The following is a 13495-nucleotide window of genomic DNA, read 5'->3' on the forward strand; positions in this document are numbered from 1 at the left end:
GTGCACTTCTACGATCAGGTCTTCGTATTGCATGGGATGCTCCTCCATAGGGAAATATGACTGATCGATTGTAGCGTCTATCGTCGGCGCTGGTATGATTGAAATTTGGCAATCCGCACTAAAGAGCATCCCATTTTTACCTTCCTCCGCAACGACGAACTGCTGCGCAACGGCGATTTCCGCCGCTACTGGGCCAGCGCCATCCTCAACGGCTTTGGCAGTTATGTCAGCGCGCTGGCGCTGCCGCTGTGCGCGGTACTGATGCTGAAAGCCACGCCAGCCCAGATGGGCATGATGGGCGCGGCGGCCGCGCTGCCGTTCGCACTGCTGGCCCTGCCGGCCGGCGTTTTCCTCGACCGCAACCGCAAGCTGCCCATACTGCTGGCCAGCAAGGCGATCCAGGCGCTCGCGCTGGCCAGCATCCCGCTGGCGTGGTGGCTGGGGATATTGTCGGTGCAGTGGCTATATGTGGTGTCTTTCGTCAGCGGCGCCTGCGGCGTGGTGGGCGGCGGCGCCGAGCAAGTCTTCCTGACCAATATGATCGGCCGCGACAAGCTGACCGATGCCCAGTCCAAGTTCACCGCCACCGATTCCGCCTCGCGCCTGCTGGCGCCCGGCATCGCCGGGGTGCTGATCCAGTGGCTGACGGCGCCTTACGCGGTGATCCTGAACGCGCTTGGCTTCGTGGTCTCGATTGCCCTGCTGCGCAATGTAAACGCCAACGACCCGAAACCGCCGCCTTCCGACAAGCATCCACTGCGCGACGTGCTGGACGGCTTCCGCTTCATCTGGAGCCAGCCGCTGCTGCGCACACTGGCCTGGGCGTCCGGCCTGTGGCACATGCTGTTCTACGGCTTCGCCGCGCTGCATGTGATTTTTGCCACGCGCGAACTGGGCATGAGTCCTGGCATGCTGGGCGTGGCGCAGATGATCGGCGCAGTCGGCGTGCTGCTCAGCTCTCTGCTGCTCAAGCCGCTCACCACGCGCTTTGGCGCCACCAGCGTCATGCTGATTGGCGTGGGCCTGTGCAGCTTTGCCTACATCGCCAATCCACTGATACCGGCCAACCTGTTTGGCTACCCGCTGGCCAGCGCCATGGCCTGCGCCGCCCTGTCGCTATTCCTCGACTGCGGCGTCATGCTGTTCCTGATGCCCTACACTACCCTGCGCCAGAAGGTCACGCCGGATGCCTACCTGGGCCGCATGGTCTCCACCATGCGCTTCCTGACCGTGGCGATCGCCCCGGTCGGCGCGCTGACAGCCGGCTATCTTGGCGAACATTTCAACGTCCGCACCGGACTGGCCAGCGTGGCGGCCGGCAGCGTGGTGCTGATGCTGTTGCTGGCCTTGTCGCCATCCGTGCGCCAGAAAAGCTGACTAGCCAGTAGGCTGACTCCAATGCTCAACCACGGGAGTCAGCCATGTTCAAATCCATCCTGCTGCCCACCGACGGTTCCGACCTGTCGGACAAGGCCACCGCCATTGCGGTCGATTTCGCCAAACTGCACCAGGCGCGCATTGTCGCCGTCACGGTGATCCAGCCCATGCTGCTGCCCTCGTTGGGCGACAGCGGCGCCATGATCGACACCGGCCAGTACGAAACACAGATCCAGAACGCCGCGCGCCACCACATCGACAAGGTGGCAGCCGCCGCCAGCGCGGCCGGCATTCCGTTTGAAGGGGTGATTGCGATGTCGCCCAATCCCTATGAAGAGATTGTGGAAGCCGCCAAGAAGTACGGCTGCGACCTGATCATAATGGCCTCGCATGGACGCAAGGGCCTGAACAAGCTGTTTTTGGGCAGCGAGACGCAGCGCGTGCTATCCCACACCACGCTGCCCGTGCTGGTCCTGCGTTAGAATTTCTTCGGCAGCAGCACCCAGATGCTGCCGCGCTGCTTCATGCGGCCGGCATTCTCGGCCGCCTCGGTGCCAAAGCCGAAGAAGTAGTCGACCCGGATCGCGCCGCGGATGGCGCCGCCCGTATCCTGCGCCATCACCAGCCGCTGCAGCGGAATATCGCTGTTCGGCTGGGTGGTGGACAGGAACACCGGCGCGCCCTGCGGCAGCTGGGTAGCGTCAATGGCCACCGAACGCTGCGGCGTCAGCGGCACGCCCAGCGATCCTTTCGGCCCCACTTTCGGGTCCGGCAGCTTTTCCTCTTTGAAGAACACATAGCTCGGGTTGACGTTGAACAGCTCCTGCATGCGGGTCGGATGACCGGCAATCCACGCCTTGATGCCCTGTGCCGAGGCCTGCTCCAGCGTCAGCTCGCCCTTCTCCACCAGGTATTTGCCGATCGACTTATACGGATGGCCGTTCTGGTCGGCATACGCCACGCGCACGGTTTCGCCGGTATCGCTCAGCTGCACGCGGCCGGAGCCCTGCACTTGCAGGAAGAACGACTCGACTGGATCATCCACCCACAGCAACTCCTTGCCGCTGAAATTGGCCGACTCGATATCGGCGCGGGTGGCATACGGCACCACCTTCTTGCCCACCACCTTGCCGCGCAGGCGCATGCCTTTCAGTTCGGGATAGACGCTGGCCAGATCGATGGTGACCATATCATCCGGCACCTTGTACAGCGGGGTCTGGTACGGGCCGCCCTTTTTGCGGGCGCCGTGCAGCAATGGCTCGTAGTAGCCGGTGATCAGACCGTCGGTGGCGCCGTCCGGCGCAACCACCTGGTTCGGCTCCAGGAAGGTCTCGAAGAAGGTGCGGATGGCGCGCTCGTCATTGGCATTGACCGAGCGGGCAATGGTGCAAGCCTCTTTCCACGTGGCCTGCTTGATCAGCACGGTGCACGAGGAGGTGAAAGCCGGCCAGGCGGCGCGCAAGTCATCCTTGTCCCAGCCTGGCAGGGCGGCGAACGTGGCCGGCACCATCTGCAGTGCGGCCGGTTTGGCTGGCGGCGCAGGCTGGACCGGCGGCGTTGGCGGCGCCGGCGGCTGCGGCTGTGGTTGCGGCTGCATCGGCGGCTGGGCCGGCTTTTCCGGCGGCAGCGGCGCGGAAGTACAGGCGGCCAGGGCCAGCGCGACGGCGGTCAGCGGAACGAGTAGACTACGGGACGTGAGAGACATAAAAGGATAACTATGTGGCTATTGATGGTAGAAGCAGGCGTGGCGTTCTTCCTGCTGGTGTTCATCGTCTGGTGGACCATGAAGGGCAAGAAGTAGTCAGTGCAGCGTGCGCGGCAGCGACAGCACGAATTCCGGGATCTTGGCCTCGAACTGGTGGCCATCCTCGGCCACGCAGAAGTATTCGCCCACCATCGACCCCTGCGGGGTCTGCAGGGCGGCGCCGCTGGTGTATTCGAACTGCTCGCCCGGCTGCAGCAGCGGCTGATGGCCGACCACGCCCAGCCCGCGCACTTCCTCGATGTGGTTGTTGGCGTCCGTGATGATCCAATGGCGCGAGATCAGCTGCGCGGCCACGGTACCGGTATTTTTGATCGTGATCGAGTACGTAAACACAAAATTCGTGCGCTCCGGGTCCGACTGCTCCGGCAGGTACTGGGTTCTGACCGACACGGTAAATTCATAATTGGACATCAACATTCCTCTAAATGGCAAACTTGCCGATTGTATATCGCCAAGCACCCATTGCACCGCAAATCCGCCCCGTATGCAAGGAGGACGCGCCTGAAAACGGGCGCTGGCGTCCGGACCGGCGTAAAATAGCGCATCTTTTTTATTGCAAGCCCCTCGCCATGACCACCTACCGCATCGCTCCCAGCATCCTGTCCGCCGATTTCGCCCGTCTCGGCGAAGAGGTACGCAACGTCGTAGCCGCCGGCGCCGACATCATCCACTTTGACGTGATGGACAACCATTATGTTCCCAACCTGACCATCGGCCCGCTGGTGTGCCAGGCGATCCGTCCGCACGTGGATGTGCCGATCGATGTGCACCTGATGGTGAAACCGGTCGACCGCATCATTCCGGACTTTGCCAAGGCCGGCGCCAACATCATCACCTTCCACCCGGAAGCGTCCGAGCACATCGACCGCTCGCTGCAACTGATCCGCGACCACGGCTGCAAGGCCGGCCTGGTGTTCAACCCGGCCACCCCGCTGAGCTACCTGGAGCACGTGATGGACAAGGTCGACATGATCCTGATCATGTCGGTCAATCCGGGCTTCGGCGGCCAGTCCTTCATTCCGCAGGCGCTGAAGAAAATCGCGGAAGCGCGCCGCCTGATCGACGAATCCGGCCGCGACATCCTGCTGGAAGTGGACGGCGGCATCAAGATCGAGAACATCGCCGCCGCCGCGGCAGCCGGTGCGGACACCTTTGTGGCCGGTTCGGCCATCTTCGGCCAGCCGGACTACAAGGCCGTGATCGACGCCATGCGCGCCAACCTGGCCAAGGTATAAGACGATGAGCGTACTGGCAGGCGTACGCGCCGCAATCATCGACCTTGACGGCACCATGCTGGACACGATCCCCGACTTCCACGTCGCAATCAACGGCATGCGCGAGGAACTGGGGCTGGGGCCGATCACCCAGCAGCAGATCGCGCTGATGGTCGGCAAAGGCTCGGAAAACCTGATCCGCTCCGTGCTGGGGCTGGATTGGGACGCGCAGCGCGTCGAGGCCGCGTTTGCGCAAGCGATGGATGCCTACCAGCGCCACTACCTGGCCATCAACGGCAATTACAGCACCCTGTTCCCGCAAGTGGCCGAGGGACTGGCCGCGATGAAGGCGCAAGGCCTGCGCCTGGCCTGCGTAACCAACAAGCCGATCAGCTTCACCACGCCCTTATTGAAGCTGAAAGGCCTGGACCAGTTCTTCGAGGTGGTCTACGGCGGCGACTCCCTGCCGCGCAAAAAACCGGACCCGCTGCCGCTGCAAACGGTGTGCGCCGACTTCGACCTGCCGCCCTCCCAGGTGGTGGCGATTGGCGATTCCTCGAATGACGCGCAAGCCGCGCGGGCTGCGGGTTGCCCGGTTTTGACGGTCCCATATGGATATAACCACGGAGAGTCTATACACGACACGGATTCCGATGGTATAGTAGCCACGCTGCTAGAAGCGGCTAGCCTGATTCGTTCACATCACACCAATCGCTGAACAACTGACCAAAATGTCGTCTCTCACCAAAAAACACATCGTCAACCAACCAGGCTCGATTGAGGCCTGGCTGTGGCGACGCTGGCAATCCTGGCAAAACTAAGCCGAACTGATTGCTGTCGTCCGCCCGCTTGCGCGCGACAGGTTTTTTGATGCACCACTACGCTGGCACACCTCAGCCGGCGCATGGAGAGAACACATGACCGAACTCGAATTCAAATCGTTGGCCACGGATGGCTACAACCGTATTCCCCTGATCGCGGAAGCTTTTGCCGATCTCGAAACGCCGCTCACGCTGTACCTGAAACTGGCCCAGACCCAGAACGCCGGCAAGAACACCTTCCTGCTGGAGTCGGTGGTGGGCGGCGAGCGTTTTGGCCGCTTCTCCTTCATCGGCCTGCCGGCGGCCACGCTGCTGCGCACCTTCGGCAACCGCACCGAGATCGTCAGGAACGGCACGGTGATCGAGACGCACGAAGGCAATCCGCTGGATTTCATCGAGAGCTACCAGAAGCGTTTCAAAGTGGCGATCCGTCCCGGCATGCCACGCTTCTGCGGCGGCCTGGCCGGCTACTTCGGCTACGACACCGTACGCCACATCGAAAAAACGCTGGCGCATACGCAGCCGAAAGATGATCTGGGCCTGCCCGATATCCAGCTGATGGTGACCGAGGAACTGGCCGTCATCGATAACCTGAGCGGCAAGCTGTATCTGATCGTCTACGCCGACACCACGCAGCCCGAGTCCTATTCCAAGGCCAGGCAGCGCCTGAAGGAACTGCGCGTGATGCTGCGCCGTGGCGTGGAAGTGCCGGTGGCCAGCGCCTCGGTACGCACCGAAGCCGTGCGCGAATTCGCCAAGGAAGATTATCTGAAAGCGGTCGCCCGCGCCCACGAATACGTGCTGGCCGGCGACTTGATGCAGGTGCAGATCGGCCAGCGCATCCGCAAGCCCTACGTCGATTCGCCTCTGAGCCTGTACCGCGCGCTGCGTTCGCTGAACCCGTCGCCGTATATGTACTTCTACAATTTCGGCGACATGCAGATCGTCGGCGCCTCGCCGGAGATTTTGGTGCGCAACGAGACCGCGCCGGACGGCGAGAAAAAGGTCACGCTGCGCCCGATCGCCGGCACCCGCCCGCGCGGCGCCACTCCGGAACGCGACGCCGAACTGGCCAGGGAACTGCTGGCGGATCAGAAGGAAATCGCCGAGCACGTGATGCTGATCGACCTGGCGCGCAATGACCTGGGCCGCATCTCGGAAATCGGCAGCGTCAAGGTGACTGACCGCCTGGTCATTGAAAAGTACTCGCACGTGCAGCACATTGTCTCCAACGTCGAGGGCAAGCTGAAAGATGGCCTGTCGAACCTGGACGTGCTGCGCGCCACCTTCCCGGCCGGCACGCTGACCGGCGCGCCGAAAGTGCGCGCGATGGAAATCATTGACGAGCTGGAAATCTCCAAGCGCGGCATCTATGGCGGCGCCTGCGGCTACCTGTCGTTCGGCGGCGAAATGGATGTGGCGATCGCGATCCGCACCGGCGTGATCAAGGACGGTAACCTGTATGTGCAGGCCGCCGCCGGCATCGTGGCCGACTCCATCGCCGAGATGGAATGGCAGGAAACTGAACACAAGGCGCGCGCTGTGCTGCGCGCCGCCGAGCAAGTGCAAGATGGTCTGGATGGGGAGTTCTAATATGCTGCTGATGATCGACAACTACGACTCCTTCACCTACAACATCGTGCAGTACTTCGGCGAGTTGGGCGAAGACGTGCGCGTCTACCGCAACGATGAAATCACCATCGCGGAGATCGAGGCGCTGAACCCTGACCACATCTGCATTTCGCCGGGACCGAAAGACCCGTCGCAAGCAGGCATCTCGATCGAAGTGCTGAAGCACTTCGCCGGCAAGAAGCCGATCCTGGGCGTGTGCCTTGGCCATCAGGCCATCGGCGAAGCGTTCGGTGGCAAAATCATTCGCGCCAAGCAGGTCATGCATGGCAAAACTTCTTTAATCGCGCATACGGGCGTGGGCGTCTTCAAGGACTTGCCTTCCCCCTTCACAGTGATCCGGTATCACTCGTTGGCCATCGAGCGTAGCTCGCTGCCGTCCTGCCTCGAAGTGACGGCATGGACCGACGACGGTGAAATCATGGGCGTGCGCCACAAGGAATACGACATCGAGGGTGTGCAGTTCCACCCCGAGTCCATCCTGTCGGAACACGGCCATCAACTGTTGAAGAACTTCCTCGTACGCTGATTAAAGAAGGATAAGTCATGCCTATCACCCATCAAGAAGCACTGCTGCGCTGCATCGAACATCGCGAAATCTTCCACGACGAGATGCTGCACCTGTTCCGCCAGATCATGTCGGGCGAGATGTCGCCAACCATGGTGGCCGCCCTGACCATGGGCCTGCGCGTGAAAAAGGAAACCATCGGTGAAATCGCCGCCGCCGCAACGGTGATGCGCGAGTTCTCCACCAAGGTGCCGATGGCCGACACCACCGGCCTGCTGGACATCGTCGGCACCGGCGGCGACGGCGCGCACACCTTTAATATCTCCACCACCGCCATGTTCGTGGCCGCCGCTGCGGGCGCGCGGGTCGCCAAGCATGGCGGCCGCAGCGTATCCTCGTCGTCGGGCAGCGCGGACGTGATTGAATCGCTGGGCGCCAACATCAACCTGAAGCCGGAGCAGATCGCGCAATCGATCGCGCAGACCGGCATTGGCTTCATGTTTGCACCGAATCACCACGCCGCCATGAAACATGTGGCGCCGGTGCGCAAAGAGCTGGGCGTGCGTTCCATCTTCAATATTCTGGGACCGCTGACCAATCCGGCCGGCGCGCCGAATATCCTGATGGGCGTGTTCCACGCCGACCTGGTTGGTATTCAGGTGCGCGTGCTGCAGCGTTTGGGCGCGCAGCATGCCATCGTGGTCTACGGCAAGGACAATATGGATGAAGTGTCGCTGGGCGCTTCCACCATGGTCGGTGAACTGATCGACGGCGAGATCCGCGAGTATGAAATCCATCCGGAAGATTTCGGCATGTCGATGATCGCCAGCCGCAATCTGCGCGTGGCCGATGCGACTGAATCCAGGCAGCGCATGATGGAAGCGCTGCGCGGCGAGCCGGGCGCGCCTTACGATATCGTCTCGCTCAACGCCGGTACCGCGCTGTATGCGGCCGGCGTGGCCAGCTCGATTGAGGATGGTCTGAAACGCGCACGCGAAGCGATTCATTCCGGCGCGGCGCTGGGCAAGATCGAACAATTCGTCGAAGTGACCCAGGCCCTCGGCAAAGGGGCGTAATCATGTTCGGCATCCATGACCTGACGCTGTTTATCATCTCGGGCCTGCTGCTGAACATTATGCCCGGACCGGACAACCTGCTGATCATGACGCGCAGCGCGACGCAGGGCTGGCGCGCCGGTTCGGCCGCCGCGCTGGGCATCGGTACCGGCACCATGGTGCATGTGCTGGCGGCGGCGCTGGGCCTGTCCGCCGTGCTGTCGACCTCCGCCGCCGCGTTCACGGTGGTGAAGTGGGTCGGTGCGGCATACATCGTCTACATGGGCATCGGCATGCTGCGCGCAAAAATGCGCGGCGAAGAAACGCCGGAAGCACCGGCCCTGCAGCCGCTCGCATGGCGCAAGATCTACTTCCAGGGTTTGCTGACCAATGTATTGAATCCTAAAGTGGCCTTGTTTTTCCTGGCGTTTGTGCCGCAGTTTATTTCGGCCGATTCCAGCAACAAGCCGCTGGCCTTTATCATCCTGGGCACGGTCTTTAATGTTAACGGCATGCTGTACTGCCACGGCCTTGCCCTGTTCACCGCCTTTGCCAGCACGCGCCTGAAAATCAAGCCGCTGGTGTCGCTATGGCTGAACCGCACCATGGGTGGCCTGTTCCTGGCCCTCGGCGTGCGCCTTGCACTCTCGGAGCAACGTTAATCATGTCTGACATTCTGAATAAAATCCTCGCGGTAAAGGCCGACGAAGTCGCCGCCGCCAAAAAATACCGCAGCTTCGCCAGCCTGCGCGACGAGGTGGAATCCAACACCGAACTGCGCGCCGGCCTGCGCGGCTTTGAAGCCAGCCTGCGCGCCAGGATCGCCGCCGGCAAGGCGGGCGTCATCACCGAAATCAAAAAAGCCTCGCCATCGAAGGGCGTGATCCGCGCCGACTTCCGCCCCGCGGAAATCGCCGCCACTTACGAAGCGCATGGCGCCGCGTGCCTGTCGGTGCTGACCGACGAGCAGTTCTTTCAGGGATCGGTGGCGTATCTGCAGCAGGCGCGCGGCGCCTGCTCGCTGCCGGTGCTGCGCAAGGACTTCATGATCGACATCTACCAGATCTACGAAGCGCGCGCGATGGGCGCCGATGCCATTCTGCTGATCGTGTCGGCCCTGGATCACGGCCTGATGGCGGAGATGGAAGCCGCGGCGCATGAATTGGGCATGGACGTGCTGGTCGAAACCCATGACGGCGACGAGCTGACTGCGGCACTCAAGCTGAAAACCCGTCTGCTGGGCGTCAATAACCGCAATCTGCGCACCTTTGAGGTTTCGCTGCAAAACACCCTCGGCCTGCTGGATCGCATGCCAGCGGATAAGATGGTGATCACCGAATCCGGCATCCTGAGCCCGGCCGACGTCAAAACCATGCGCGACGCCAATGTCCACGCCTTCCTGGTGGGTGAAGCGTTTATGCGCGCGCCTGACCCTGGCGTCGAACTGGCTCGCCTGTTCGGCTGAGCAGCGGCTCTGGCGCGATCTCGTAACGGTCGCGCCCTCTTTCCTTAGCGCAATACAACGCCTTGTCGGCGCGGACCAGGATGCCATCCAGGCTTTCTTCCGCGCTGGTCTGGCACGCCACGCCCACGCTGACGGTGTACGGCGGCACCTCTGGGCGGGACGTGCGCAGCGCGGTCCGAATCCGCTCGGTGATATGCAGCGCCCGGTCCAGGCCGGTAGCCGGCAACAGCACCACAAATTCCTCGCCGCCGAAACGGGCTAAATGGTCGGACGCGCGCAAGGCTTTGGTAATCACTTGCGCCACGTCGATTAATACGCGGTCGCCAACGGCGTGACCGTGGGAGTCGTTAATCTTTTTAAAGTAATCGATATCGATATTCAGCATGGTCATGAATGTGCCTTCGCGGCGCATCAGCGCATGCTCTTTGGCGTAGATATCGGCAAAACCACGGCGGTTTAATACCTCAGTTAATGGGTCCAGCGTGGAACGGCGCTCCAGCGTGACCTGCAAACGCCGCGTGCAGACAGTCATAAAACCCACTGTCATCATCAAAGTCATGAACTGGGCAGTGGCCAGATATAAACTGGCAAATGTGCCCGTGCCTAGCAGGTTTACATCGCTGTCACTGCTTACCGCCAATATCCCGCGTACCGCAACCATAATGGATTCAATAATCATTAAAGTAACGAAAAACCACATGGAAAAGTGGCGGTCGCCATATTTCAGGATCACACCTATGGCGCGCACATGCAGGACAAATACCACTACTGAAGAAATGGCGACGCGCATAGGGAAATGCGGCGTAATCCACAACCAGTAACTGAGCAGCACGCCGATTAATATCCAGCTTAAATGAAATAGCCGCCATGACGGTTTGATTTCATAAAAACGCTCAGTGCCGATCATCATTAATCCCAGCCCCCAGGTCATGACGATATTGGCGATCAAAAGCAGAATATTCGATTTACCGTGCAGGGCGAATACCACCACGCCGCCCACCAGCAATACCAGCGCCAATGCCCACTCGCGTAAGCCTCGTATTTCTTTGGGAAAGTTCAGATGCGCCGAGTACAGCACGACGCTCATGGCGACAGCCATCAGCGTTGCCATCAGCAATATGGTGAAGGGATCGGGTAAATTCATCGGGGCCGATTCTAAACCACAAAGCGCCAGCGGGGAAAACAAAGCGGAAAGCACGCTGGAAACTGGCTGGTATATGCTAAAAACTGGCATGAACTGGGCGAAAAAAAGGCCGCATCAGGGGATGCGGCCTTTTTTGTCAGCTTGCGCTTGGACGGAGCGGCCCGGCAGCTTTCTTGCCGGGCTGTTCCAATGTCAGGGTAATGCCTGGCACGCGGTCGCCCTGCAAGGTCAGATTAAAGGTCATCAGCTCGTCGCGGCGGAAGGCGTGAATTTCCACCGTATCGCCCACGGCATAGCGCGACAGCAGATTATCCAGATTGGTGGCGGTAACGCGCAAACCATCAACCGCAATTATAATATCGCCGGCAGATAATCCGGCACGATGCGCGGCGCCATTTTCATGGACGGCGGACAATTTGCAATCATTACCGTCGCGGCCGAGATTCACGTCGAAACTTGGTTTGGACGATTTACGTTCGTCATTATATTTAACGCCGAATGGCGCCAGCAATTTAGCCAGTGGTAAATCTTCCGTGCCGCGAATATATTTATCGAAGAATGGCTTGAAGCGGCCGCCGCTGATTTCGTCAAACAAGGCTTCCGCTTCAGCCGGCGTGACACCGCGGCCACCGCCATGATAAAAATCACGGCCATAACGCTGCCATAATGTGCGCATGACATCGTCGAGCGATTTTTTACCGCCGGTCTTGGCGCGGATACTCAAATCCAGCGCCAGGCCAATTAAAGAACCTTTGGTGTAATAGCTGATAATCGCATTCGGCGCATTTTCATCCTGGCGATAATATTTACCCCAGGCGTCGAAACTGGAATCGGCTACGCTTTGCTTGGTGCGCCCGCTGCCGCGCAACACGCTGCCCGCGGTTTTACCCAGTAATTTGAAATACGCCGGTTCAGCGATCAGGCCGGCGCGCACCAGCATCAAATCATCGTAATAGCTGGTGAAACCTTCGAATAACCACAGCAGTGGCGAATAATTCTCGACCTGCAGGTTATATGGCGCGAACGCGGCCGGCTTGATGCGCTTCACATTCCAGGTGTGGAAGTATTCGTGGCTGCACAGACCGAGATATTGCAGGTAGCCGTCGCTGATTTCCTTGCTTCTGGACGAGGTGGTCGGCAGGTCGTTGCGGTTGCAGATCAGCGCGGTCGAAGCGCGGTGTTCCAGCCCGCCGTAGCCGTCGCCTACCGCCATGGTCATGAAGACGTAGCGGTTCATCGGCGCCTTTTTGGTCTTCGGCTCGAAGAAAGCGATCTGGGTTTCGCAGATTTTTTTCAGGTCAGCGCTCAGGCGCGCCAGATCCAGATTCGGCACGCGGCCGGTGATGACGATATCGTGCGGGACGCCGTGCGCCTTGAAGGTGGCCAGCGCAAAGTCGCCCTGCTCCACCGGATGATCGATCAGCTCATCGTAATTGGCGGCGATGTAGGTGCCAAAACCATAACGTTTCGCTTTCAGTTCCGGCAGCGAGGTGGCCACGCGCCAGTTTGCCGCCGCCTGGCCGGCCGGACGCTGGATATCCACCACGTGCGGCTGCTCTTCCTGACCGAGCACGCGCAGGAACACGCTGGTGCCGTTGAAGAAGCCGTGGTTCTGGTCCAGATGCGCGGCGCGCACCGACAGATCCCAGGCATAGACTTCATAGTGCACTGTCAGCGGGGCGCTGCGGTCGGCCAGCGGGGCGGCCTGCCAGGAGTGCTTATCCAGCTTGGTCAGTTCGACCGGCTGGCCCTTCGATTCGGCACGGATGCGCACAATATTGCGCGAAAACTCGCGGATCATGTAGCTGCCGGGGATCCACGCCGGCAGCGCGAAAACCTGGCCCACTTCGGCCGGGGACGCCACCGTGACCGAAACATGGAACAAGTGCGCGGCCAGATCGTGGCCGACGATGGTATAAGCGATAGCTGCCTGGTTTTTTTTCATCATAAGTCCTGTTTTGTGTCGATGTCGCGCACGATGCCGTCATCATCGACCACCACTTCGCTGACCGCATGGCTTTTCAAAATCGCGCGCGCGCCCTGGTCGCCTTCCAGCGCCAGCAGCAGTGGCAAGTGATATGCACTGAAGGCGACCGGATTGCCGCGCCGCCCTGCAAACACGGGCGCCGCGATGCGCGCGCCACGCTCTATTGTAGCGACCAATGCGCGCATGGTGTCCGGCCGGACGTGCGGCATGTCGCCCAGCCCTATCAGCCAGCCTTCGGCGCCCTTGGTGTAGTCGATTGCGGTAGTGAGGGATTCGGCCATGCCCAGATCGGCGGTGGCGCAGATGCGCACCTCGCAACCGAGGCTGCCCAGCAGCGCGGCGACCTTGTCGTCGCCCTCGCGCACCACAGCCAGCACGCGCGGGAGCACGGCCAGCATATTCTTCGCACTGGCGGCGACGACGATATCGCCGTCGGCCAATGTTTGCAGCAGTTTGTTTTCCACGCCGGACGGGTCGAAACGTCGACCGCGCCCGGCTGCCAGCAGGATGCCGGTTATCGCCATCCGCCG

14 protein-coding genes are annotated in these 13495 nt (G+C 61.0%); 9 read left to right on the plus strand and 5 right to left on the minus strand.

Annotated elements, in window-relative coordinates; genetic code table 11:
* The first annotated feature begins 105 nt into the window (after positions 1-105).
* On the plus strand, positions 106-1377 hold the full coding sequence (locus ABDW57_RS18845) for an MFS transporter (protein ID WP_343731714.1): 1272 nt from the start codon (positions 106-108) through the stop codon (positions 1375-1377).
* 44 nt (positions 1378-1421) lie between these two features.
* Positions 1422-1859, plus strand: coding sequence for a universal stress protein (locus ABDW57_RS18850; RefSeq protein WP_343731715.1), 438 nt, complete (start codon positions 1422-1424; stop codon positions 1857-1859).
* On the opposite strand, the gene ABDW57_RS18855 is transcribed toward ABDW57_RS18850, so the two are convergent.
* Entirely contained in the window at positions 1856-3082 is a 1227-nt protein-coding gene (locus ABDW57_RS18855) for a murein transglycosylase A (protein WP_343731716.1), read from the minus strand. The genes ABDW57_RS18850 and ABDW57_RS18855 overlap by 4 nt on opposite strands.
* 96 nt (positions 3083-3178) lie before the next feature.
* Positions 3179-3553: a Co2+/Mg2+ efflux protein ApaG gene (gene apaG, locus ABDW57_RS18860; protein WP_155466021.1), complete on the minus strand. Its 375-nt coding sequence runs from the start codon at positions 3551-3553 to the stop codon at positions 3179-3181.
* Positions 3554-3711: 158 nt separating this feature from the next.
* On the opposite strand from apaG, the gene rpe reads away from it, so the two are divergent.
* From rpe to trpC, 7 genes are all read left to right on the plus strand, one after another.
* On the plus strand, positions 3712-4377 hold the full coding sequence (gene rpe, locus ABDW57_RS18865) for a ribulose-phosphate 3-epimerase (RefSeq protein ID WP_343731717.1): 666 nt from the start codon (positions 3712-3714) through the stop codon (positions 4375-4377).
* 4 nt (positions 4378-4381) lie between these two features.
* The gene (locus ABDW57_RS18870; protein ID WP_343731718.1) at positions 4382-5074 is read left to right on the plus strand and encodes a phosphoglycolate phosphatase; all 693 of its coding nucleotides are present in this window, start codon (positions 4382-4384) and stop codon (positions 5072-5074) included.
* 199 nt (positions 5075-5273) lie between these two features.
* Positions 5274-6770, plus strand: coding sequence for an anthranilate synthase component I (trpE, locus tag ABDW57_RS18875; RefSeq protein ID WP_343731719.1), 1497 nt, complete (start codon positions 5274-5276; stop codon positions 6768-6770).
* A 1-nt stretch (position 6771) separates the two neighbouring features.
* Positions 6772-7335: an aminodeoxychorismate/anthranilate synthase component II gene (locus tag ABDW57_RS18880; protein WP_160992381.1), complete on the plus strand. Its 564-nt coding sequence runs from the start codon at positions 6772-6774 to the stop codon at positions 7333-7335.
* 17 nt (positions 7336-7352) lie between these two features.
* Positions 7353-8390 (plus strand): anthranilate phosphoribosyltransferase, encoded by a 1038-nt coding sequence (gene trpD / locus ABDW57_RS18885; RefSeq protein ID WP_343731720.1) that lies wholly within the window; start codon positions 7353-7355, stop codon positions 8388-8390.
* Between the two features lie 2 nt (positions 8391-8392).
* Entirely contained in the window at positions 8393-9031 is a 639-nt protein-coding gene (locus tag ABDW57_RS18890; protein ID WP_343731721.1) for a LysE family translocator, read from the plus strand.
* A gap of 2 nt (positions 9032-9033) precedes the next feature.
* Positions 9034-9834 carry an indole-3-glycerol phosphate synthase TrpC gene (trpC, locus tag ABDW57_RS18895; RefSeq protein WP_343731722.1) on the plus strand — a complete coding sequence of 267 codons (801 nt, stop codon included), beginning with the start codon at positions 9034-9036 and terminating at the stop codon, positions 9832-9834.
* On the opposite strand, the gene ABDW57_RS18900 is transcribed toward trpC, so the two are convergent.
* The 3 genes from ABDW57_RS18900 to ABDW57_RS18910 all read right to left on the minus strand — a co-directional run bounded on the left by ABDW57_RS18900 (position 9785) and on the right by ABDW57_RS18910 (position 13489).
* Entirely contained in the window at positions 9785-10978 is a 1194-nt protein-coding gene (locus ABDW57_RS18900) for a GGDEF domain-containing protein (RefSeq protein ID WP_343731723.1), read from the minus strand. The genes trpC and ABDW57_RS18900 overlap by 50 nt on opposite strands.
* A 136-nt stretch (positions 10979-11114) precedes the next feature.
* Positions 11115-12926, minus strand: a complete 1812-nt coding sequence (locus tag ABDW57_RS18905; RefSeq protein ID WP_343731724.1) for a PDZ domain-containing protein — start codon at positions 12924-12926, stop codon at positions 11115-11117.
* Positions 12923-13489: a nucleotidyltransferase family protein gene (locus tag ABDW57_RS18910; protein WP_343731725.1), complete on the minus strand. Its 567-nt coding sequence runs from the start codon at positions 13487-13489 to the stop codon at positions 12923-12925. Before ABDW57_RS18910 ends, ABDW57_RS18905 begins: the two co-directional genes overlap by 4 nt.
* Between the last annotated feature and the right edge of the window lie 6 nt (positions 13490-13495).

The organism is Duganella sp. (genome assembly GCF_039595735.1).
Lineage (GTDB): Bacteria > Pseudomonadota > Gammaproteobacteria > Burkholderiales > Burkholderiaceae_D > Rugamonas.